Annotated in this window: 16 protein-coding genes; 12 read left to right on the top strand and 4 right to left on the bottom strand. The window is 49.6% G+C overall.

The genetic code is table 11. From position 1 onward, the window contains the following. Positions 1–21: 21 nt before the first annotated feature. From BN3279_RS15090 to BN3279_RS15100, 3 genes are all read right to left on the bottom strand, one after another. A complete protein-coding gene (locus tag BN3279_RS15090; RefSeq protein WP_059052009.1) occupies positions 22–1,887 on the bottom strand; it encodes a heavy metal translocating P-type ATPase in 1,866 nt (621 codons plus the stop codon). 19 nt (positions 1,888–1,906) lie between these two features. Beyond that, complete coding sequence (locus BN3279_RS15095; RefSeq protein ID WP_059052010.1) at positions 1,907–2,122, bottom strand: heavy-metal-associated domain-containing protein; 216 nt, start codon at positions 2,120–2,122, stop codon at positions 1,907–1,909. 152 nt (positions 2,123–2,274) lie between these two features. Next, entirely contained in the window at positions 2,275–3,192 is a 918-nt protein-coding gene (locus BN3279_RS15100) for an ArsR/SmtB family transcription factor (protein WP_059052011.1), read from the bottom strand. A gap of 315 nt (positions 3,193–3,507) precedes the next feature. On the opposite strand from BN3279_RS15100, the gene arfA reads away from it, so the two are divergent. From arfA to BN3279_RS15155, 11 genes are all read left to right on the top strand, one after another. Further along, the gene (arfA, locus tag BN3279_RS15105; protein ID WP_059052012.1) at positions 3,508–5,022 is read left to right on the top strand and encodes an arabinosylfuranosidase ArfA; all 1,515 of its coding nucleotides are present in this window, start codon (positions 3,508–3,510) and stop codon (positions 5,020–5,022) included. Positions 5,023–5,151: 129 nt separating this feature from the next. Continuing rightward, positions 5,152–6,483, top strand: coding sequence for an ABC transporter substrate-binding protein (locus BN3279_RS15110; protein WP_059052013.1), 1,332 nt, complete (start codon positions 5,152–5,154; stop codon positions 6,481–6,483). Continuing rightward, the gene (locus BN3279_RS15115) at positions 6,483–7,376 is read left to right on the top strand and encodes a carbohydrate ABC transporter permease (RefSeq protein ID WP_059052014.1); all 894 of its coding nucleotides are present in this window, start codon (positions 6,483–6,485) and stop codon (positions 7,374–7,376) included. Before BN3279_RS15110 ends, BN3279_RS15115 begins: the two co-directional genes overlap by 1 nt. 2 nt (positions 7,377–7,378) lie before the next feature. Next, entirely contained in the window at positions 7,379–8,212 is an 834-nt protein-coding gene (locus BN3279_RS15120; RefSeq protein ID WP_059052015.1) for a carbohydrate ABC transporter permease, read from the top strand. A gap of 65 nt (positions 8,213–8,277) precedes the next feature. Then, a complete protein-coding gene (locus BN3279_RS15125; protein WP_059052016.1) occupies positions 8,278–9,531 on the top strand; it encodes an extracellular solute-binding protein in 1,254 nt (417 codons plus the stop codon). 2 nt (positions 9,532–9,533) lie between these two features. Further along, entirely contained in the window at positions 9,534–10,409 is an 876-nt protein-coding gene (locus tag BN3279_RS15130; protein ID WP_059054447.1) for a carbohydrate ABC transporter permease, read from the top strand. 48 nt (positions 10,410–10,457) lie between these two features. Beyond that, a complete protein-coding gene (locus BN3279_RS15135; RefSeq protein WP_059052017.1) occupies positions 10,458–11,303 on the top strand; it encodes a carbohydrate ABC transporter permease in 846 nt (281 codons plus the stop codon). Between the two features lie 27 nt (positions 11,304–11,330). Then, positions 11,331–12,815 (top strand): alpha-N-arabinofuranosidase, encoded by a 1,485-nt coding sequence (locus BN3279_RS15140; RefSeq protein WP_059052018.1) that lies wholly within the window; start codon positions 11,331–11,333, stop codon positions 12,813–12,815. Positions 12,816–12,853: 38 nt separating this feature from the next. Then, the gene (locus BN3279_RS15145) at positions 12,854–15,406 is read left to right on the top strand and encodes a LamG-like jellyroll fold domain-containing protein (RefSeq protein ID WP_059052019.1); all 2,553 of its coding nucleotides are present in this window, start codon (positions 12,854–12,856) and stop codon (positions 15,404–15,406) included. A 209-nt stretch (positions 15,407–15,615) separates the two neighbouring features. Further along, complete coding sequence (locus BN3279_RS15150; protein WP_059052020.1) at positions 15,616–17,172, top strand: response regulator transcription factor; 1,557 nt, start codon at positions 15,616–15,618, stop codon at positions 17,170–17,172. Positions 17,173–17,795: 623 nt separating this feature from the next. Next, positions 17,796–20,642 (top strand): glycoside hydrolase family 3 protein, encoded by a 2,847-nt coding sequence (locus tag BN3279_RS15155; RefSeq protein ID WP_059052021.1) that lies wholly within the window; start codon positions 17,796–17,798, stop codon positions 20,640–20,642. Between the two features lie 15 nt (positions 20,643–20,657). Here BN3279_RS15155 and BN3279_RS15160 read toward each other — a convergent pair whose 3' ends face one another. After that, positions 20,658–21,551: an AraC family transcriptional regulator gene (locus BN3279_RS15160; protein ID WP_059052022.1), complete on the bottom strand. Its 894-nt coding sequence runs from the start codon at positions 21,549–21,551 to the stop codon at positions 20,658–20,660. A 149-nt stretch (positions 21,552–21,700) separates the two neighbouring features. On the opposite strand from BN3279_RS15160, the gene yicI reads away from it, so the two are divergent. Further along, positions 21,701–24,019, top strand: coding sequence for an alpha-xylosidase (gene yicI / locus BN3279_RS15165; protein ID WP_059052023.1), 2,319 nt, complete (start codon positions 21,701–21,703; stop codon positions 24,017–24,019). Positions 24,020–24,084 lie beyond the last annotated feature (65 nt).

Here is a 24,084-nt window from a genome sequence, read left to right on the forward strand (position 1 = left end):
GAGAACCTGGAGCAGGCTGCTTCAAGTCTCGCGTTTGTTCGTTATTCGACCATATCGGGATAACCGCATGGCATTCAGGATGACGAGAAGCACTGAACCCTCATGAATTAGCATGCCTATCGACATATCCACGGTCTGGAGCAGGACGCCTGTGAGGAGCAGGCCAACTACCAGCAGGGCGAAGGAGATATTTTGCTTGATATTGCGTGCCGCAGCACGGCTTAGACCTACGGCATAGGATAACTTGTCAATATCTCCGCCCATCAGCACCACATCCGCAGTCTCCATCGCAACATCCTTCCCTGCGCCACCGATGGCGATGCCTAAATCGGCTGAAGCTAGCGCGGGGGCATCATTTACCCCATCACCCACCATGGCTATGGAACCGTGTCGGTGAGCCAAGCGCTTGAGGATATGTACCTTATCCTCCGGGAGTAGCTCGCTATAGCAGGCGTCAAGTCCTGTCGTCCCCGCTATGGCTTGAGCTGCCCGACCATTATCCCCGGTAAGCATGGTCATATTGGAGATTCCCTGTGCCCTCAGCCTGGTAACCAGCTTGGCTGCCCCGGATCGAACCGTATCTGCTATTGAGATCATCCCCAGTATTCCGGCCTCCGTGCCTACCATGATTACGGTCTGGCCTTGCTGCTCTTCGCTTTGCAAATAAGCTTCGTATTCTTCCGTGTTCCAGCCCTTATGGGCAAAGAGCTTGCGGTTGCCTACGTAATAAGCGCGTCCTTGATAGAGAAAAGAAATTCCTTGACCTGTAATTATACGAACTTGCTCGGCCATCCCCTGAATTGGCCCGCCATTCCTAAGTCTGGCTTCGGCCACGATGGCCGCAGCAAGCGGATGCTCCGAATAGGCCTCGCCAATAGCTGTATGACGTAGCAAGGTGAGCTCGTCGATGCCGTAAGTGGTAACTTTGGTGACTGTGGGCTTACCCTCGGTGAGGGTTCCTGTCTTGTCAAAGGCAATGGCACGCACGGCGCCCAGCTTCTCCATGACTTCTCCACCCTTGAACAAAATCCCGTGCTTCGCCCCGTTTCCAATACCAGCGACGATAGAGATTGGAGTTGAGATAACCAAGGCTCCGGGACAAGAAATGACCAGAATGGTGAGCGCCAAGTGAACATCTCTGGTTACGATGAGAAGCAGGGCGGCAAGCAGCATGATAGCAGGGGTGTAGTAGCGGGCAAAGGATTCGAGAAATTTTTGCGCTTTGGCCTTATTGTCCTGTGCTTCCTCTACCAGGTGCATAATCCGGGCAAAGGTTGTATTGTTCCCGACACGCTCTGCTGAGACCAGCAGATATCCCGATTCGATAATTGTTCCAGAGAATACCATCTCCCCGGCCTTGCGGCTAAGCGGAAGTGCTTCTCCAGTAACGGCAGCTTGATTTACATAGGCGTTTCCTTCTATCACGGTGCCGTCCACCGGAATTTTCTCTCCAGGCTTGACGATGACCACCTCGCCCAAGCGGACTTCTTCGGGAGAGACTACGGTCTCACCTCCATCCCGCCGGACTCTTGCAATATCAGGAGCCAAGTCCATCAAGGCGCGAATGGAAGAGCGTGTTCTCTCCAATGTGCGGGCTTCCAGATAATTGCCCAGCGTGAACAAGAAGGTGACGGCAGCCGCCTCCCAATACTCTCCGATGGCTATTGCCCCAATGACAGCGAGGGTGACGAGAGTATCGATGCCTATGATGCGATAGCGAAGAGCGGCTATAGCTTTTTTGAAAATGGAGACCCCGGCTACAGCGCTTGTTGTCAACATCAAGGCAATGGTGACAGGTTCATTTCCCAACCATTTCATCAGAACGAAGGAGACGGCAATAAGTAAGGCGGAAATTTGCACAGTCTGCTTCTGGTTCCACTTCAACACCGAAATTCCCCCCTTTCCTTTACATTCCGGACAAGACACGATAGCCCAGCTTTTCGATCTTCGCTCCAATTCCGCTAGAGGATACGATGTTCCCATCAAATTCAACCCGGACCCTCGAAGTATTGAATCTTACCTCTGCCCTTTGAATACCCTTTGTCTTGCTCAGCATGCCTTCGATTTTGTTGATGCAGCTTGGGCAAGATACCGTTTCTAATTGAAAAGTCATATGACTCATTGTGAAACCCTCCCTATGTGGTTTATGGGTTCAGTTTACCGCTGGACGCGGAGAACGGCTTTGATCTAAATCAATAAAAAAGAAGCCCTTCATAACCACTTATAGAAGTGGAAACGAAGAACTTCTTTATGCAGGTGAAAAACATCTTACGATTACGTCTGATGCACGTCATACAGAACCCGTGCCAGCAAATCCTGGCTATAGTTGCCGAAGTTGCGGCCGAAGATCGTTAGCCCACGCTTGTTGGTCGGCTTATCGGTCACGGCAATTCGGAAGGTAAGCTCACTCTTGTAATCCAGATTGATCTGGTCAAGGGTGACATCGGAAATGCGACAACCATCGATAAAGCTTCCATCCCGATTGATCCGGATCAGCTTCAGCATTCCGTATTGGTTCAGATGAGGTGGCCACCACTCTGGATTAAAGGTGCCTCGAATGTCTCCGAAGTCGCCCGGACTGGTCCAGAAACCGATCTCTACTCCATTTAGATAAAAGTAAATATCGGAGGGATAATTATCGCAAAATCCGGGGGCTTCTGAGCCTAGCTCCATCGAGAACTGGATTTCACGGAATGATTGGTTGGGCTTAAGGTAATTAGGGATACGGTATTCCAGGAAACCCTCGGATAACCAGATAATGTCCGAATCAATGCGCTGCGGGTCGGCAAAATACCTTGGATCGTCGAAATCGCCGATAATACTATCTTTGGTTGCCAGACCACAGGTAGGGACAACCTGATAGTTGCTATAATGACCAACTTGAATCTCCACCTCGTAAAGATTTTCCACATCCTTGCTGCGCAGATCAACCATCAGTTTATCTTTGTTGAGGTAGCAGATTTTTTGGATACCATGCTTGCCAACTGAAGTGTTGATTTCAATTAATCCGCTTTCCTCCAGCTTGCGAATATGCATCGTAATGGCTCCGTTGCTCAAATTTAGCCGGGTTGCCAGATCGTTCAGGTTCAGAGACTGGTTGTCCGCAAGTAATTGGAGAATTTGAATTCTGATTTCGGAACTTAATGCCTTGAAAATATCAATGCCGCTCATAAGATCTTTAATATAAATCATTTTATAGTCAACTCTCTTCCGATAGGAGATCGTAAATCTGATTTGTTTTATTTTAGGTTATTATAAACTAACTGAGCCGTTTAATAAAGAAACAAATCAAAAGCCTTAGATTTAATAGGCATATTTAATAGCACGGCTTATATATTATACAAAATAGTGTTCACAATAGAACGCTTAATAGGTTTATTAAAGTTTAAAAAGATTTAGGTTTATATATTTACAACGATATCTCCTTATGCTATTTTATACCTGTAAACGGATTCATTTAGTAATATTCAAATCATTTAACATTTTACTAAACGGAAGGTGATCTATTTGTCAGCAGCATCCAAAGCAAAAATGGTGATCGACAAAGCCTTTAGAATTGCAGAAGTGGATAAGCGAATTTATGGGTCCTTCATTGAACATTTGGGCCGTGCGGTATACGGGGGAATTTATGAGCCTTCCCATCCCGAGGCCGACAAGCTTGGGTTTCGGAACGATGTGAAGGAACTGGTCAAGCAACTGAATGTTCCGATTATCCGCTATCCGGGAGGGAATTTCGTATCCGGGTACAACTGGGAAGACGGGGTTGGCCCTGTCGAAGAACGCCCAAAACGCCTGGAATTGGCCTGGAGAACGGTTGAGCCGAATTGGGTCGGCACCAATGAATTTGCTGCCTGGGCCAAGGAGGTAGGCTCCGAGGTTATGATGGCAGTCAACTTGGGTACACGAGGAGTTGATGCTGCGAGAAACCTGCTGGAATATTGTAATCATCCTGGCGGTAGTTATTGGAGTGATCTTCGTCGCAGCCATGGTTATGAGCAACCGCATGTGATCAAGACCTGGTGTCTGGGTAACGAGATGGATGGACCGTGGCAGGTGGGGCAGAAGACACCGCAGGAATATGGAAGATTGGCTTATGAGACGGCCAAAGCCATGCGGCTGCTGGACCCCGATATTGAGCTAGTATCCTGTGGAAGCTCCAGTTCCTCAATGCCAACCTTCCCTGATTGGGAGGCAGTTACTCTGGATCATACCTATGAAGTTGCGGACTATATCTCTTTACACCAATACTATGGCAACCGTGACCATGATTCCGCCAACTATTTGGCGAGATCGATGGATATGGACCATTTTATCCGGACGGTCATTGCGACCTGTGACTATGTGAAGGCCAAGAAGAGAAGCAAGAAGACGATGTACCTCAGCTTTGATGAATGGAACGTCTGGTATCACTCTAATCATGCCGATAGCCAGATTGAGCCATGGGGCGTAGCGCCACCGCAGCTTGAGGATATCTACAATTTCGAGGACGCCCTGCTGGTCGGCAGTATGCTGATTACGTTCCTGCGTCACGCTGATCGGGTGAAGATGGCTTGTATGGCCCAGTTGGTCAATGTCATTGCTCCAATCATGACGGAGAACGGAGGCCGGTCCTGGAAGCAGACGATTTTCTATCCATACATGCATGTATCAGCTTATGGGCGGGGGGTTGCACTGCAACCCGTTGTCGATTCACCAGTATACGATGCCCAGGACTACACTGACGTTCCTTATCTGGACAGTGCAGTCGTCTACAATGAAGCGGAGGGAGAACTGACGATCTTCGCTGTTAACCGGCATTTGCAGGAAAGTCTGGAGCTGGACTGCGACATTCGTGGCTTCGAGGGATATCGTGTGGCAGAACATATTGTGCTGGAGCATGACGACTTGAAAGCCGTTAATACGGCGGATCAGGAACAGGTGCGGCCGCACGGCGGTGGCGATGCGAAATGTGATAGCGGCTATGTCAAAGCCCGGTTGAGCAAGGCTTCCTGGAATGTGATTCGGCTGATTCAACCTTCTTGATGCTGAAAACCTAACCTTTTGAACAGACACTATCAGACAAAGCTGCACGGGCTTATCACAAACAGGCGGACGTGAGGGAAACCAACTGTAGATAGAAGTGTGGAATTTCAAATGTCAGGGAGGGTCTTTATGAAAAGTAAAGGTTTGGTGTTGCTCATTATCTTGTCCATGGTCACCTTCCTATGGGGCTGCGGTAAATCAACGCCAGCGTCGGGAGGGGAGACCTCGGTGCTGGACGGCGGGGCCGGTGAGAGTGCAACCGAGTTGTCCTATTGGACCTTTGTTGAACTACATGGCCAGCACTTCGAGAAAATGCTTGAGAAATGGAATGAGGCCAATCCGGATCGCCAGATTAAGCTGAATGTGACGGTAATGCCGTATGACGACATGCATAACAAGCTGTCCATCGCGGTGCAGACGGGCGTGGGAGCTCCGGATATCGCCGATATCGAGCTTGGGAAATACCCTGACTTCATGCAGGGCACACCGCAGCTAGAGTCGCTGAATGATGTGGCGGAGCCTTATCAAGGAACCGTGGTCCAGTCGCAGTTGGACCTTTACAGCAAGGAAGGGACTCTCTATGGACTTTCCACCCATGTTGGGGCAACCGTCGCCTTTTACAATACGGAAGTTCTGGAAGAGGCCGGAGTAGATTACAAGACCATCGTTACGTGGGAGGACTTCAAGCAGGCCGGCATTCAGGTTTACGAGAAGACAGGCAAGACCATGGGGACGGCGGATACCAGCGCGACCTGGCAATCCTCCATGCTGCTGGCGCAGCAAGGGGCCGACTTTACGGATGATGCCGGTAACCCTCAGGTGAACTCGGAGGCTCTGGTCAAAGGTCTCTCGATGCTAAAGGATTTGCAGGACAATAACGTAATTACGACGATTGCCGGTGGGCAGCCGGATACCGAGGAAGCTTACGGGGAGTACAATTCGGGTAATTTCGTTAGCGCGTTCATGCCATTATGGCAAATGTCTCGCTATACCAACTACATGAAGGACCTATCCGGGAAAATTGCGATTGCTCCCTTGCCTGTGATGGAAGAAGGCATGCCTCGCTCTTACGGTGGGGGCGGGACGGCGACCGTCGTGTCCAAGACCGCCAAGGATGTGCAGTTAGCGAAGGAGTTCATCGCTTATGCCAAGCTATCCCTGGATGCCAATATCGAGATCTGGAATACGCTCGGCTTCGATCCCATCAATATGGATGTGTGGGATATGAAGGATGTCACGCATAATGAAGACAATCAGTTCGTGCAATATTTCGTTAACAATCCATTTGACGTGCTCAATGAGATTAAGGATGAGATTCAATTAATCAAATCGGTCTCGGCTTCGCCAACGATTAATAATGTCTTATGTACGGTGACGCTGAACGAAATTTTTGAGGATGGCAAGGATGTCAAGCAGGCTTTGGAGGATGCTCAGGCCCAGATCGAGCAGGAGTTGAAATAATGGTTAAGAGATTCCTGTACTCACAGAAGGTTGCCCCTTATGTGTTCGTCGTTCCGTTCGTGCTGGTCTTTCTGGTATTCTGGGTCTACCCGCTGGGCAGCTCCGCCCTGATGAGCTTCCAGAAGGTAACGTTGGGTCAGGAAGCAGCTTGGGTGGGCCTGGACAACTACGATAAGTTAATGGGCGATGGTATTTTCCTCAAGGCTGTCATCAATAGTGCAATTTATATGATATTGACTTTAGCAATCCTCATTCCGTTCCCCATGTTATTCGCCGTTCTGATCAATCATAAGTTTATGTGGGCCAGGGAGTTTTTTAAATCCTCGTTTTTCTTTCCTGCCCTGACCTCAGTCGTTGTTGCCGGGACGATCTTCCGGTTGATGTTTGGTGAAATGGAGGGCTCGCTGATCAACAGTGTCTTAGGTTGGTTCGGCATCGAGCCCCTTAAATTCTTGAAAGGGCAAGTGATGGGATTTATTGCCTTGATAGCCTTGGCAACCTGGAGATGGACCGGGGTTAACATGCTGTATTTCCTGGCGGGTCTGAAGAACATCCCTGACGAGTATTATGAAGCCGCTTCCATAGATGGAGCTTCCCCCTTTCAGCGTTTTGCCAGAATTACGATGCCTCTGCTTAAGCCAACAACGATTTATGTGCTTACCATTAGTATTTATGCCGGGCTGGCCATGTTCATTGAGAGCATGATGTTATGGAACGGCAACAACTCACCCAAAAATATCGGCCTGACCATCGTGGGCTACTTATATCGGCAAGGGATTGAGAAGAACAATCTTGGTTACGCGGCAGCCGTTGGTATTGTTCTACTCGTGATTACTATGGTCATTAATCTGACTCAATTGGCCTTTACCGGCATGTTCAAGAAGGAGGATTAGTCATGAGAAAAGGACTGCCACTTCGCATTTTGTTGTTTCTGTTCTTTGCCGTGTTGTGCATCTTGATCTTGATTCCTTTCTATGCTGTTGCATTGGCCTCCTTCAAGCCCGGAGAGGATCTGATTCGCTATGGCTTGAACCTGCGTCTCGACTGGTCGGTCATGAGCCTTGATAATTTTGTCTACTTGTTCACTGGTAGTCATTCTTATTTCGTCTGGTTCTTTAACTCACTGCTGCTAACGGTAGTGCAGGTCGTACTGACGCTCCTCGTTAGTGCCACCGTAGCTTATGGATTTTCGGCTTATGAATTTCGAGGGAAAAATGCTCTCTTCGTTTGCGTACTGCTCATTATGATGGTTCCCTTCGAAATTTTGCTGCTGCCCTTATACACGCTAACCCATAACCTGGGGCTTATGAATTCCTATTCCGCCATTGTGTTGCCGGGAATAGCCAGCGCAGCTACGATATTTTTCTTCCGCCAGTATTTGCGGGGAGTTCCCAAGGAGATCATTGCGGCGGGGCGAGTGGATGGTGCCCATGAATACGCCATTTATGTGCGGCTGATTCTGCCGATTATGAAGCCTTCTTTTGCAGCAATGGCTATTCTCAACGGGATGAATAGCTGGAATAATTTCCTCTGGCCCTTCATGGTACTGAGTGATGCCAATAAATACACATTGCCTATCGGCTTGAAAACCTTGCTTACGCCTTACGGAAATAACTACGATTTGCTGATTGTCGGTTCCTTTTTTTCCATCATTCCTATCTTCCTGTTATTTGTAGCTTTTCAGAAATACTTTATCGACGGGATGACGGCCGGAGCAGTCAAAGGCTAGTGTACAGGCAGGACCTGCTCCGCCTATGCATGGATCATTCCTAAATTGCAATAGGGGGTAAGACGATGAAAGCAAAGAAAATGGCACTGATTATGGTTGTACTTATACTTGGCAGCATGACAATATTGGCAGGCTGCGGAAGCGGATCGGACAAGAATACCATCACCTTCTGGACACCTCTAACTGGTGATGATGGTGCTTATATGGATCAATTGGTCAAGGATTACAATGCGACCGAACCGGAGTTTAAGATCAAACATGTCATTACCGCAGATATGTATACCAAAATCTCCACCGTGCTCAACTCGGGCAAGGGCGTTCCTGATCTGGCCATCATTCATGCGGACCGCGTCCCTGGCTTCGTCAAGCAAGGGGTATTGGAGCCTATGGGCGCAGCCATCTCTGGACAGCCGGAGATCACGGAGGCGAATTATTTGCCGCAGGCCTGGGCCACAGGGAATATTGAAGGTACGCAATATACCGTTCCCCTCGATATTCACAGCAACACCATGTACTACAACAAGGACCTGCTCAAGCAGTACGGAGTGGAGTCTTTTCTGGACGATGATGTAGTTACCATTGAGGAAATGCTGTCTCTTCAAGGCAAGATGGAGCCGGATCAGTACGTGGTGAACGATGCCCTGCTTGGCTGGGTCATCATGGCGCAGATTCAGAACCTGGGCGGGGATATTCAGGAGAACGGCAAGCCTGCGGTCAATACTCCGGTCATGAAGCAGGCCTTCGAGGAAGTCAAGAAAATTGCCGACGCGGGGTTAATGACTCCTTTCGGTGAAGATGGATATTTAATGTTCCAGGCTGGCAATGTGTTGTTTTCCACGGATGGGACATGGAGCTCGACGGCTCATGCTGCGGTAGAAGGCTTGAACTTTGGCGTAACTAACATTTATTCGGCAACCCCGGATAAGTTCACGAACCGGGCTTCATCCCATTTATTTGCGATGTTGAAGAACGATCAACGTACGGATGAGAAAGAGGCCGGGGTTGGTGCTTTCCTGGAATTTATCCGTGAGAATTCGCTGGAATGGGCCAAGGCAGGGCAGATCGTTGCCAGCAAGCAGGTGATTGAGAGTCCTGAATATGATCAATTCATGCAATCGTTTTTTACCTCGAATGAGAAGGAAGTAGAATCGCTCTACATCTATACCTATGAATATTACCCTTACGTGGCGGAAGCAGTGGATACGTATTGTGCCGATATCGTGCGTGGTAATGTGGATCTGGATGAGACACTGGCAACGATGCAGAAATTTGTGGAAGACAAAATTGCAGAGAGCAGTGGCGCGGCAGGAACCCCGTGATGATGAACAAGAAATCCATTGCACCTTTTGTCTTTGTCGGCCCTCATCTGATCTTGTTCCTGATCTTTATTCTCATTCCAACTCTCTATGGGATTTATGCTTCATTCACACAATGGAATCTGATGAATGATCCTGTCTGGGTAGGCATGGCCAACTACAAAGCGATTTTGTTCGATGAAAGCTCCACCTTCCACAACCAATTCGTGAACGGATTAAGCAACACCTTGATTTTTGTTGGCATCAGCGTTCCCCTGCTCATCGTCATCCCGCTCTCCGTAGCGGTTGCGCTCGAGCATAAGAAGGTTCGCATGAAGGGATTCATCCAGGCCCTTCTATATATTCCCGGTTTAATCTCCATTTCGGCTGCGGCTTTAATCTGGCTGTTGATCTTCAACAAGCAACTGGGGATTACGGGCAATCTGTTCCACTCTCAAGCCGCTTGGCCGGCGACACAGCCTTATGCCTGGATCATCATTTTTGTCATCACGGTGTGGGGAGGCGTCGGCGGGAATATGATCATCTACCGGGCTTCCATTGCCGGGGTGTCGAGAGATTTATATGAAGCTGCGGAGATGGATGGAGCAGGGGCAGGTCGGAAATTTATAAGCATCACGCTACCGTCCATTCGCTTCCCGTTGATCTTCACCTTTGTCATGACGACGGCGGGAGCATTTAACGTATTTGGCCAACCTCTGATGATGACGGATGGAGGCCCAAGGCAAACCACCCATGTCTTGATGATGTATATTCGCCAGTTGGCATTTGGGCACGGAGAATCTATTGCCGGGATGGCTTCCGCGATGGCGGTGCTGCTGGGATTAGTCATTTTGGTCATATCGGCATTGCAATATTATGTGATGAACCGGAATGCCCATTGAATGGGAGAATGCTGTGGGATTATGGAGACCGAGAGGTAGGGTAGGCAGATGTTGAAAAAAATAAGCATTTCCAAATATATCGCGTATTTATATCTGATTATGCTGTGCGTCATATGGGTTATCCCCGTGCTGTTCGGAATTTCGACCTCGTTCCGCTCTCAAGCAGAGGTGGTATCCACAGGCTTCCGACTATTTCCGGTGAATTGGATTCTGGATAATTACGTAACGATTTTGGAGAACACCTCGACAGCCCCGATCTTGCGGTGGCTCAGTAATTCTGTGTTTATTGCGGTGATGCACACCTTCCTGGTGCTCGTCATCATCTCCGTGACCGGGTATGGTTATTCGCGGATGAAATTTAAAGGGAGAGACACCTTGTTTTTTACGCTGCTTGGCATTTCCTTTTTCCCAGGGGTCGTCAACATCATTCCCTCCTACAAAATCATTGATGTTCTCGGCTGGGTGAACACGGCTTGGGCGATGATTATTCCTGGCTTGGCCGGTATGGGCAACATCTTCCTGGTCAGACAATTCCTGAGGGGAATTCCGACAGAACTGGATGAATCGGCCCGGGTTGACGGGGCAGGAGATTTTCGCATTTATTTCTGGGTCATCTTGCCCCTGATCAAGCCGATTCTTATCGTATGCGGGCTGTTCTCGTTCGTGGGCTCGTGGAATGATTTTCTCTGGCCTGTCATTGTGTATACGGACGTGGACAAAATGCCGATTACGGCAGGGCTGTTGCTGCTCCAGGATATTTACGGGAATTACCGTATGATTGGACAACTGATGGGGTCGGCCATGCTGGCGATCATTCCTACACTTTTACTGTTTGTTTTTGCACAGAAATACTTCATCCAATCCATCAACCTGAATTCAGGAATCAAGGGATAAGTGAACTTGCACTTGGAGGAGGAAATTATGAACCAGGTAATCATTCAAACGGACGTAACCAGGGGAGTTATTAGCAAAAATATATATGGTCACTTTGCCGAGCATCTGGGGAGATGCATCTATGAGGGAATCTGGGTGGGGGAGGACTCACCCATTCCCAATATCCAAGGAATTCGCAATGACGTGCTGGATGCGCTCAGACAAATTAAAGTGCCGGTGCTTCGTTGGCCAGGGGGCTGCTTTGCCGACGAATATCACTGGAAGGACGGCATCGGCCCGCGGGAGAATCGTAAGCGTATGGTCAATACCCACTGGGGTGAGGTCGTTGAGAACAATCACTTCGGAACCCATGAATTTATGCTGCTTTGCGAGCTACTGGAATGCGAGCCTTATATTTGCGGGAACGTAGGTAGCGGGACGGTGCAGGAGATGTCAGAGTGGGTGGAATACATGACCTTTGACGGCGAGTCGCCGATGGCGGCTTGGCGCAAGGAGAACGGCCGGACGGAGCCATGGAAGCTGACTTATTTCGGTGTAGGCAATGAGAGCTGGGGCTGCGGCGGCCATATGCGACCGGAATATTATGCCGACCTTTATCGCCGCTATCAAACCTTTGTTCGCCATTATGGAGAGCAACGTATTTATAAAATAGCTGGCGGGGCCAATGTCGACGATTACCGCTGGACCGAGGTATTGATGCAGGAAGCCGGGGGGCTGATGGACGGATTAAGCCTGCACTATTACACAATTCCCGGAGATTTCTGGCTTGGCAAAGGCTCGGCGCTGAAGTTCGAGGAGCAGGAGTGGCTTATCACCATGCAGAAAGCGCTGCACATGGATGAATTGATTACCAAGCACAGCACCATCATGGATCGCTATGACCCTGACAAGCGGGTAGGCTTGATCATTGACGAGTGGGGTACATGGTACGACGTTGAGCCGGGCACCAATCCGGGTTTTCTTTATCAGCAGAATACGATTCGTGATGCCATTGTGGCGGGGCTCCACTTCAATATCTTCCATCAGCATGCCGACAGGGTGCATATGGCGAACATTGCCCAGACTGTGAATGTGCTGCAAGCCATGATATTGACTGAGGGGGAAAACATGCTCCTGACGCCGACCTATCATGCTTTTGATATGTTCAAAGTCCATCAGGGTGCAGAGCGGCTGGAGATGGCATTGTCCTCGCAGGTTTATATGGAAGAGGGCGGGAAGTTACCGCAAATTTCTGTTTCTGCATCCCGAAGCGAGGCAGGCGCTATTCAAATCAGTCTGGTCAATATGGACCCTCGGCATGAAGCGTCTATCAGTCTGGAGCTTCGTGGTCATCAAGCAGAGCCGTCGTCAATCACCGGAACCATGCTGACCGCTACCGCAATGAACGCCCACAACACGTTTGATCAGCCTAATACGGTCGTTCCTGTTCCGTTCCGTGATATCCGAACCGAGAAAGGTTTGCTGCGGGCCAAGCTGCCCCCGATGTCGCTGGTGACTTTAGTCATTCAATGAACGGCAGAATGTCTTAATTCAAGAAGGAGGGATGAAGGATGAGAAGTCTTAGCAGATGCCTGGCTGTGCTTGTGTTGCTTATACTGCTTCTACCTGCTGAAGGCTGGGCCAGTGATGGTGCGTCTGGCGAATCGCAGGAAGCAGATGAAGTGAAGAACGGAGGGATGTGGCTGGAGACGCTGTCGCCTGAATTCCGCAACGTATCGGTTCATGACCCGAACATTGTCAAGGCAGGAGACTCTTATTATGCCTTTGGCTCACATATCGAGGCGGCCAAGTCTGCGGATCTTCTACAGTGGACCTCTTTTACGAATGGCTATCAAACGCCGGGGAATCAGCTCTTTGACGATTTGTCGGCCAATTTATCGGAATCGTTCTTATGGGCGGGGGAAAATGATGCTGACAGTAAAGGGGGATTTGCCGTATGGGCCCCGGCTGTCATGTGGAACGAACATTACGTCAATAAGGACGGCACACGGGGAGCGTACATGATGTATTATAGCGTGTCGTCCACCTACATCCGCTCGGCCATCGGTTATGCCGTATCCTCAAATCTTGAAGGGCCATATACGTACGTAGATACGGTGCTGTATTCCGGGTTTACGCAGGATACGGCGTACGATCCTGATAGTCAGGTTGATAAGAAATGGACGAATACCAATATTAAAGAACTGATGGAGGAAGGTGAACTGGCAGAGGCTAATCCGGGTTGGTTCAATGGTGACGGTTCTTACAATAATGCCCTGTATCCGAATGCCATCGATGCTGCCCTGTTCTTTGATGCTGATGGCAAGCTGTGGATGACCTACGGTTCCTGGTCAGGTGGAATCTTCATTGTAGAGTTGGACCCGGCTACAGGGCAGGTAATCTACCCTGGTCAGGATGGAGTAACGCCTGATGGACGATTAGTGGATCGGTATTTTGGTACAAAGATTGCCGGAGGACACACGAAGTCCGGCGAAGGTCCCTATATTCTGTACGATGCCCAAACGGGTTACTACTATTTAAACGTATCGTACGGTTGGCTGGGGGCTGGTGGCGGTTATAACATCCGCCAGTTCCGGGCGGAACAGCCGGATGGCCCTTATCTTGATGCTGCGGGGCAGGATGCGGTACTGCCTGCGAATACCGACAATACCCATTACGGCATCAAAATGGTTGGTAATTTCTTGTTTGACCGTAAAGCGGGCGCTCCCGGCACGGGAATCGGTTACGGCTATGCATCCCCGGGTCACAACTCGCTGTATAAGGATGAGGAGTCGGGCAAATATTTCTCCGTCTTCCATACCAGATTTCCGCAGCAAGGAGAACGGCATGAACTCAGAATCCACCAGTTGTTCATGACCAAGAATGACTGGCTGGTGATGGCCCCGCTGCGCTATGCCGGGGAAACACTTCGGCCTATCAAGGAGTCAGAGATCGTCGGAGATTATGAATTGGTGCGCCATGGCCTTGACTATTCCGGAGAAATCCCGACATCGGTGTATGTCTCGCTGAATAAAGACCATACCCTCTCGGGTACCCATACCGGGACATGGGCCTTGAACGATGCTTATGAAGCGGTGCTTACAATCGATGGAATTGTATATGATGGAGTATTCGCCATTGGCTGGGATGCCGATAGGGGCGGGACTACGCTGACTTTTACAACGATGACGGAGCAAGGTCAGACCTTATGGGGCATCAAGCAGCCGGTACGGAGTGACTGGCAAGTTGTGAAGGCTGTGGAGAAGGATTTGAGTCTTGGTGATACCAGTCAAGTGATGAGTAACTTAAACCTGCCGACGCAAGGGACTCATGGGTCCACAATTTCATGGGCAACGTCCAACCTGGCTGTCATTTCCCATACAGGCATCATTTATCCGCCAGATCCTGGTGACGGAGAGGCCAAGGCGGTACTGACGGCTACGATTACCAAGGGGCAGGCATGCTTGACGAAATCCTTCTCTATTGTGGTAGCTCCAATTGATATCAACTACGGATTAGTAGCACATTATGGACTAAATGGGGATTTGTCTGAATCGACAGGGAGCTTTACTGCGGGGCAGATCATTGGAGAGAAGCTGGATGTAGAAGGGGGAACGCTGACTTATACGGATGGAGTGCGAGGACGGGCTGCACAATTCGACGGAACTTCAGGTGTTCGCCTTGCAGATGGCTTAATCATGGGTCATCAATACTCCGTTTCATTATGGTTGAACCCCGCGCAGTTCACTCCATTTACAACGAGCTTCTTTGGTGCCGAATCCATTGCCAGTTGGATTAGTCTTGTTCCGGAATCCTGGGACAACAATACCATGCTTTGGTCAGGAGAAGCTTGGTATGACGGCAGTACGGGCTCGCGGCTGGCTGCTAATCAATGGCATCATGTCGTCTTTACGGTAGACGCCGGTGCAGTGAAGGTATATGTGAACGGAGCACTTGCGTTTAGCGGGAACGGGTTCCCGGACGTCTTCACGGAAGGAACAGGCATATTCAGCTTGGGCGTAAACTGGTGGGACCCTCCTTATCAGGGCTTAATAGATGAGCTTCGTGTTTATGATCTGCCCATAACCGAGTCGGTTGTTCAGAAGCTGTTCGAGGAAGGATAATAATAAATACACAAGGCTGCTCTAATCGCTAATGGCGAGGGCAGCCTTGTTTGTTATGTCTGATTTGAGTTAGCATTCATCAAAATAGTGCTACAAATGAACATGATAATGTTTGTTGTAAATTGCAAAATTATCTTATAATTGAATGTAAACGCTTTATGTCGCTTGCTGGAAGGTCCAATATTATTTTCCGGCTGGAGGAATGTAGGATGATTAAAGTGCTCATTGTTGATGATGAACCCAAGCTTCGTGAAGGCTTGCGAACTTTCATTGATTGGGAAGCCGAAGGGTATCAGGTTGTTGATACGGCGGTTAACGGGAAAGATGCGCTGGATAAATATAAAATACATGATCCGGATTTGGTGTTAGCTGACATACGCATGCCTGGTATGGATGGACTTCAATTGATTCAACGATTGCGTATGCAGGACCCGCTCCTGCATATTTTAATTCTTAGTGGTTACGCTGACTTCAATTATGCCAAGACCGCCATGACACAACGCGCCGATGGCTATTTGCTCAAGCCAGTTGATGAGGATGAACTGCTGGATTATTTGCGTAACATCAAACGGGTCATCGAGGAAGAGAAGGCTTCCGAGCAGTGGAAGCGCGTGACCTCTGACTGGAACCGCGAAGCGCTGATTCAGTCGATCGTCATGGACGAGGGTCTTGGGGAAGAGCAGTCGGCTCAATTGTATGAGCGAGCCGGGCAAGTAGGCATCCAAGGTAAGGCATTTCAAATTATGTTGCTCTCGCTCCAAGCCGGGGAGGAAGCGGAGGCACGTACGGATGCAGCCGCACGTAAGGCTCTAATCCATTTATTTGAACAATCCGAACGAGGTTGGGTGTTCTCCATCCATGCCAAGCTGGGCGTACTGCTTAAGGAGCCGTTGTTGTCGGTGGAGACGGAAGGAATCTATCGCAGCATTAGCCAGGCGCTTAGCGGATGTGGTGCGTATTTCTCCATAGCTTTGGGCGACAAAGTGACCAATCTGGCCGAAGCGCGCCATTCTTATCGCACCGCATATGAGCTGATTCGGCAGCAGTTTGTACTGGATCACGGAGAGGTATTAATGCCAGGTATGCTGCAAGCCAGTGCTGCTGCCAGACAAGGAGAGGCACGAACGGCTGAAGAACTGGGCGACCAGCTATATTTTGCCGTGGATATCGGTAATCGTACAGCAGTGAAGACACTGTTGCCAGAATTGGGACAGTTGTATATGGATGAGGCATTGTCCGAGATAGATATCAAAGACAGGTTCGCTGAACTGCTCACAACGATTATGCACAAGGTACTTGATCAGTCTTCGGGTCAGCCAGGTCGGCAAAAGGAATTTACCGGAGCCTTTGCAGAAATGCAGAAGGCACGCACCATTCTTGATTTGTATGATAAGGCGGAAAGCTTGCTGGAGCAGCTTATGAGCCAGCTTGGCGAAGATAGCAAGCATCGCGAGGTCAAGATTATGCTAGATCTGATTCATCGCAACTACAATGAAAGCTTGAAGCTTGAGACATTATCAAGCATCTTCAATTATAATAGTGCCTATTTAGGCAAGCTGTTCAAAAATACGACGGGAGAATACTTCAATACGTATATTGATAAGGTTCGGATCGAGAAGGCCAAGACGTATTTGGAGGAAGGACTCAAGGTCTATCAGGTAGCTGAAAAGGTTGGTTATACGAACGTGGACTATTTTCATAGCAAATTCCGCAAGTATGTCGGGACCAGTCCATCTGCTTACCGCAAGCAGTCCAACCATGCATAAGACGAGATTATCCTATAAGTCATTCCAATTCGTTTAATATATAAACTATACAAAGAAGCAGACGAGAAAATGTTCTTCCGATCGCTGCCCCTCATGGATTTCTCTTATTTAATTAATTATTATGAGGTAGAAATCCATTCACAAAGGCGAACGCTTCGCTTCTTCCAGAATCATTTTCTCTTTTGCTTGTTATGCATATGTATTATTTCAACGAATCAGATCATTCAAGCATGCCTTATCTTTAAATCGTAAAGCAAAAAAAGAAGCCATTCCTTGGTAAATGGAAGTGTCAAAAATGCACCCCTTAGAATAAACATTGGAGAACCCAGAACCCTTGGGTATTTCAATGAAATATAAGGGGTGCCTTTTTATGAAAATTTTGACGAGAAGAAGGTTTGATTGAGAAATGGCGCCAACTTGTAGCCCCAGGCTCATTTCAATGCCTACAAAATTTAGGGCTTGACCAATGCGATATTTTCACATGAAAACATATCTAATCTGCCGTGTATAAAGCGCTTTAATGGCAAGTTATGATAGGGTGGAGTAAAAGAATATGCCTGTGAGGACGTTATTTTGTTAAGCGCTTACAGTAAAATTATAGTGTAGGAGAGTGAGGTAACTCTATGACAGCAGCCAATACGAATCAGTATCCTTTTCAGAATCCGGATTTGCCATTAGATGAGCGGGTAAATGACTTGGTGTCACGCTTTACGGTAGAGGAGAAAATCCAACTGATGTGCCAGCATCAGGTAGCCGTTCCGCGCCTTGGGGTGAAGGGACATAAGCAAGGTACGGAAGGAGCGCATGGCGTGGCCTGGCTGGGCGAAGCGACGGTGTTCCCGCAAAATACGGGACTCGCTTGTACCTGGAATGCCGAATTGCTGCATCAGATCGGTTCGGTCATCGGGGATGAGGCACGGGTGTATTTTGACCGGGACCCAGTGGTTAACGGATTAACGATTTGGGCGCCAACAGTTGATATGGAACGGGACCCGCGTTGGGGTCGTACGGAAGAGGCCTATGGCGAGGACCCTCATTTAACAGGAACCTTAGCTACGGAATTGGTTAAGGGGCTGCAGGGGGATGATCCCTTCTACTATAAGGCAGTTGCTTCCCTGAAGCATTTCTATGGCAATAATAACGAGATAGATCGGGGTAGTGCTTCGGTCAGCATCGACCCGAGAAACAAGCGGGAATATTATTTGAAGGTATTTGAGCAAGTCTTCCGCGAGGGGCGAGCCGGGTCAATGATGACGGCTTACAATGGCATTAACGGCATCCCGTGCAATTTCAACACGGAAGTGAATGAGATCGTCAAGGGCGAATGGGGCATGGACGGATTTGTCGTAGGCGATGCTGGTGATGTAATGGGGACCGTGCTGGAGCATGGATATGTAGATTCCTATGCTCAGGCCGTAGCTGGCTCGATCAAGGCAGGACTGGATAGCCTGACCGATGACGAGCCCATCATGTTCCAGGCTCTGCATGACGCATTGGAGCAAGGCTTGCTGGACGAAGCTGATTTGGATCGTGCGTTGCGCAATGCCTTCCGCGTCCGGTTCCGCTTGGGAGATTTCGATCCTGTGGAACGCAATCCCTATGGACAGACCCCAACAGAGAAATTATGCGCACCGGAGCATGCGAAATTGGCTTTAACCGCAGCTCGTGAGTCTATCGTATTGCTTAAGAATGATGGCATTTTGCCACTGGAGAAGGAAGGCTCCTCCTCTGTTGCTTTGATCGGCCCGCTTGCGGGTGAAGTGTTCACCGACTGGTACAGTGGAACGCCGGTTTACCGAGTTACGCCACTGCAAGGGGTACAGGAGAAGGTGAGCAGTGGGCAGGTCCACTTCGGGACCGGGCTGGAACGGATTCGTCTGCGCTGCGCAGCTACTGGCAAGTACATTGCCGTAGCTTCCGGAGAAGGCGGGGAAGCTGTGCTAACAGCCAATGTGGAGGATGCATCTCAAGCGGCTGTCTTTGAGCGTAATGATTGGGGCTGGGGACAATTCACTTTGTATGATTTAGCCAGCAAGAAGTTTGTGACTTTGACCGATGACAGTGTGTTGACATCCACCTCAGTGGATGTGAGCGGGTGGTTCGTCAAGGAAGTATTCGGATTTGATGCAGAAGAGTCGGGCAAGGTAGCCATGAAATCATGGGATGGCAAACCAATCATACTGGACGGGCAAGCTCGTTTGACGGTTGCCCAAGATGAACAACGGCTGGAAGACGAAGCGGGACGACTGTTCGTCGAGATTGTGGAGAATGGTCTTGACCAGGCAGTGGCCGCGGCCAAGGCGGCAGAGACGGCCGTTGTATTCGTGGGCAACAGCCCGTTCATCAACGCCAAGGAGACCATCGATCGCCAGGATATTGTGCTGCCTCCGGCGCAGCAGGCTTTGATTCAAGCCGTGTATGCAGCCAATCCCCGAACGGTGGTTGTCATCGTTGGCAGCTATCCATTTGCAGTGAATTGGGAAGAGGAGCATGTACCAGCGATGCTGTTCATGTCCCATGGCGGGCAAGAGCATGGCCGGGCGCTAGCTGATGTGCTGTTCGGAGATTACAATCCAGCGGGGCGCTTGAACATGACCTGGTACCAATCGGTGGACCAACTGCCGGACCTGATGGATTATGACATTATTAAAGGAAAACGGACGTATCAATATTTTGATGGATCGGTGCTGTATCCGTTCGGGCATGGACTTAGCTATACAACGTTCGAGTATAGTGGACTATCGCTGGATCAAGCTGAAGTGACAGCGGACGGTCAGATTGCAGTGAGTGTGCAAATTCGGAATACAGGCCATCGGGCCGGTGATGAAGTGGTGCAGTGGTACGCTCGAGCTGAACAATCCAGAGTTATTCGTCCTCTGAAGACACTGAAGGGCTTTACACGGGTGCATCTGCTCCCAGGAGAAACAAAGCTTGTGTCCTTCACTCTGAAGGCTGAAGACCTGGCATTTTGGGATGTTACTCGGGATCGTTATTGTGTTGAGACGGGGAACTACACCGTTATGGTTGGACCCTCTTCCGGGCTTATAGCGGAGTCAGCTACGTTCCAGGTTCAGGGCGAGACCGTTCCATCTCGTTCGCTCTGTGAGCAGGTAAGAGCAGCCAACTATGATGATTACAGCGGCGTCTTTCTGGATGAATGCCGCGAGGGTGGGGACAGCGTAAGACTTGCGCAGGAGAGTGGCTGGATTGCCTTTCATGATGTGGAGTTTGGTGAAGGGGCCTCTCGCTTTACTGCCCGGGTTACGGGAAATAAGGGCGGAGGCCAGATCGTGCTGACACTGGATAAGCCGGAGGGTGAGCAAGTGCTTGACTGCAAAGTGCTCCCAACGGGTGGCCGCCAAGGCTGGACGACAGTAGCAGGGCAGGCAGAATCCGGCTGGTCCGGTCGACGCAGTCTATACTTACATCTTCAAGGAGAGGTGCAAATCAGTTGGTTCCAGGTAGAGTAGGATGGGGAACCTTAATCATGAGTTCAGCTTCTTGCGGAATTCAGAGGGTGCGCAATTCATCGCCTTGCGGAACACACGGATAAAATAACTGATATTATCAAATCCGACCTCCAGCGCCACATCCGAAATTTTACGCTCCGGATTACGCAGCATTTCGGCTGCTTGCCGGATACGGTAGGAATTGATGTAATCCACCGGCGTTTGCCGGGTCATTGATTTGAAGAAGCGGCAGAACTGGCCTTCGCTCATAGGGATTAAGGACGCCAGCTCGGCCAGACGAATTGGCTGGCTATAATGATCCTGTATGTGAAGAATAACGGTTTTGAGCCGATCAATTTTGGAGGACTCGCTGCGGGTGGCCGTGGAAGCCCGGCTGACAGCCCGGCCTTCCGCGGCAATTTCCGCAAGCATTAAATAAAGATGTCCTTTGACTACGCCTTCATAGCCAGGTGTCTCATTACTGCAACTATGCATCATTGCCAGAAGATGCTCTAACAGCGAGATGTCTGCAGCCGATTCGCGGCGCATGTGACGAGGGAAGGTGGCTCTGCGTTCCTGTAAGGGCAACACCAGATTCTCCTGAACGGCATCATAATGAGCGCTGGCCAAAAGCTGCGTATCAAAGACAAGGGAGAAGAACGTACAACCTTCGTTGCCGTGAGCGTGGGCTGCATGAATGTCGCCGCCATCAATGAAGACGGCTTCTCCGGCGCGTACCGGGAAGTAATCGGTATCTACCTGGAACAGCGTTTCCCCTTCTAGACAATAGAAGAACTCAGGCTCATCATGCCAATGGCAATCAATGACATGTTCACCGGGGCCGTATCGGTACCAGTAAGTACCAAAAGGAAGCTGCTGACTGCCATGATCCTTGATTTCCTTCAATGAGCGGCGAAGCGCTTGATCCATGTGAGTTCACCTCGTCAAGATAGTGTTATATTTTCGTTTGATTATGTTAGTTAATAAGCCGTTGTGTCAGTATAATGCAAGTATAGGACGTTTTCCACTAGAAGACAATGTCCATCTATCAATGTAAATCAGAAAGGCGGCTAAGTAACATGAAATTTACGGATGGCAACTGGATGACTCGCGAGGAATTTACGCTTGATACTGCGGTACAGGCTTATGATTTTATGATTCAGGACAACACGTTGGTCGCTTCAGCGTCAACGACGCCAATCGCTGGCCGGGGCAACATGATTAATACGACTTTGCTGACTATGCAATTTCATTCTCCGCTTCCAGGTGTTATTGGAGTCAAGCTGATCCACTTTGCCGGGACAACTGACCATGGTCCTCATTTTGAGATAGCCAAGGGCGGGGCCCATGTGGAGATTGCCGAACATGAGGAATATGCTGAATTGAAGAGTGGCAATTTGAGCGTACGTATCAAGAAAGGTCCGCAATGGGCTGTTGACTTCTATCGTGGTGAAGAGCGTATTACCGGTAGCCGGGCTAAATCGATGGCTCATATTACTGAGAACGATGGCAGCGTTTACATGCGTGAAGAACTGGATTTGCGTGTAGGCGAGTGGGTTTACGGCTTGGGTGAGCGCTTCACGTCCTTCGTCAAGAACGGTCAAGTCGTGGATATTTGGAATAAGGATGGGGGTACAAGCTCCGAGCAATCCTACAAGAATATTCCTTTCTATGTAACCAATAAAGGCTACGGCGTGCTGGTCAATGATCCGGGTGCGGTGTCCTTTGAAGTGGCTTCGGAAAAAGTGAAAAAGGTGCAATTCAGCGTTCCTGGTGAATCGCTTGAATATTTCGTGATTGACGGTCCTGAACCGAAGGAGGTCCTGAACAAATACACGGCTCTGACAGGTAAGCCTTCGCTGCCACCGGCATGGAGCTTCGGATTGTGGCTGACCACTTCCTTCACGACCAACTACGATGAAGCTACAGTGAACTCCTTCGTGGATGGCATGGCTGAACGTGATCTTCCGCTGCATGTATTCCATTTCGACTGTTTCTGGATGCGTGAATTCCACTGGACAGATTTTAAATGGGACGAGCGTGTATTCCCGGACCCTGTAGGCATGCTGAAACGCCTGAAGGAAAAGGGCTTGAAAATTTGCGTATGGATCAATCCTTACATTGGCCAACGCTCACGTTTGTTTGAAGAAGGCAAAGCGAACGGCTATTTGGTGAAAAAGGCGAATGGCGATGTATGGCAATGGAACATGTGGCAACCGGGGATGGCCTTGGTGGACTTCACCAATCCGGCTGCTTGCGAGTGGTTTGCGGGCTATCTGCGCGAGATGGTCGATATGGGCGTAGACAGCTTCAAAACCGACTTTGGTGAGCGGATTCCAACGGATGTGGTCTACCATGACGGCTCCGATCCTGTGAAAATGCATAACTACTACACTTACCTTTACAACAAGGTTGTGTTTGAAGCCCTGGAAGAGAAGGTCGGTAAGAATCAAGCCGCATTGTTTGCCCGTTCGGCTACGGTTGGCGGACAGAAATTCCCGGTTCACTGGGGCGGGGACTGTTACGCCGATTATGAATCCATGGCGGAAAGCCTTCGCGGAGGTTTGTCCCTGGGTCTTTCCGGCTTTGGCTTCTGGAGCCATGACATCGGCGGCTTCGAGAATACGGCGCCTGCACATGTATTCAAGCGCTGGCTGGCCTTCGGCCTGCTATCCAGCCACAGCCGGTTGCACGGCAGCAGCTCTTACCGGGTGCCTTGGGTTTACGATGATGAAGCAGTTGATGTTACACGGTTCTTCACCAAGCTGAAATGTAGCTTGATGCCTTATATGTTCGATACTGCCGTTCAAGCTACAGAGCAAGGCGTGCCAACGATGCGGGCGATGTTCCTGGAATTCCCCAACGATCCGGGTAGTGAAACATTGGACCGTCAGTATATGTTAGGTGATTCTATCTTGGTAGCACCGGTATTCAGCGAGCATGGTGAGGTCACTTACTATCTGCCAGAAGGAACATGGACGCATCTTCTTACCGGGAAAGCGGTCCAAGGCGGCAAATGGTATAAGGAGAAATATGATTTCTTCGGGTTACCGCTGTTTGTACGGGAGAATTCGATTCTGGCGAAGGGTGCCAACGACAACCGTCCGGATTATGACTTTGCCGATGGCGTAGAACTCGGCCTCTATCAAATTCAGGATGGGGCTACCGTGTCACGTACGGTCCGCAACATCGAGGGAGAAAGTGAGCTCCAGGTATCTGTCTCACGCAATGGAAATACAGTGAAGTTATCCGCAGAAGGAGCAGGCAAACCGTTCCAAGTTGCCCTTCACGGGCTAGGCGAGGCCTCCTCCGTACAAGGGGGCGTGCTTGCCAGTAACGGTGTCATTGAAGTAGGTAGCTTCAGTGGACAAACTGAAGTGGTCATTACCTTAAAATAAGTAGCTCGGCTATGCTGAACGACATTATATTAGAAGTAACCGAAATATCCCCTTTCCCCTTGTGT

The organism is Paenibacillus senegalimassiliensis (assembly GCF_001486585.1).
Taxonomy (GTDB): Bacteria; Bacillota; Bacilli; order Paenibacillales; family Paenibacillaceae; genus Fontibacillus; species Fontibacillus senegalimassiliensis.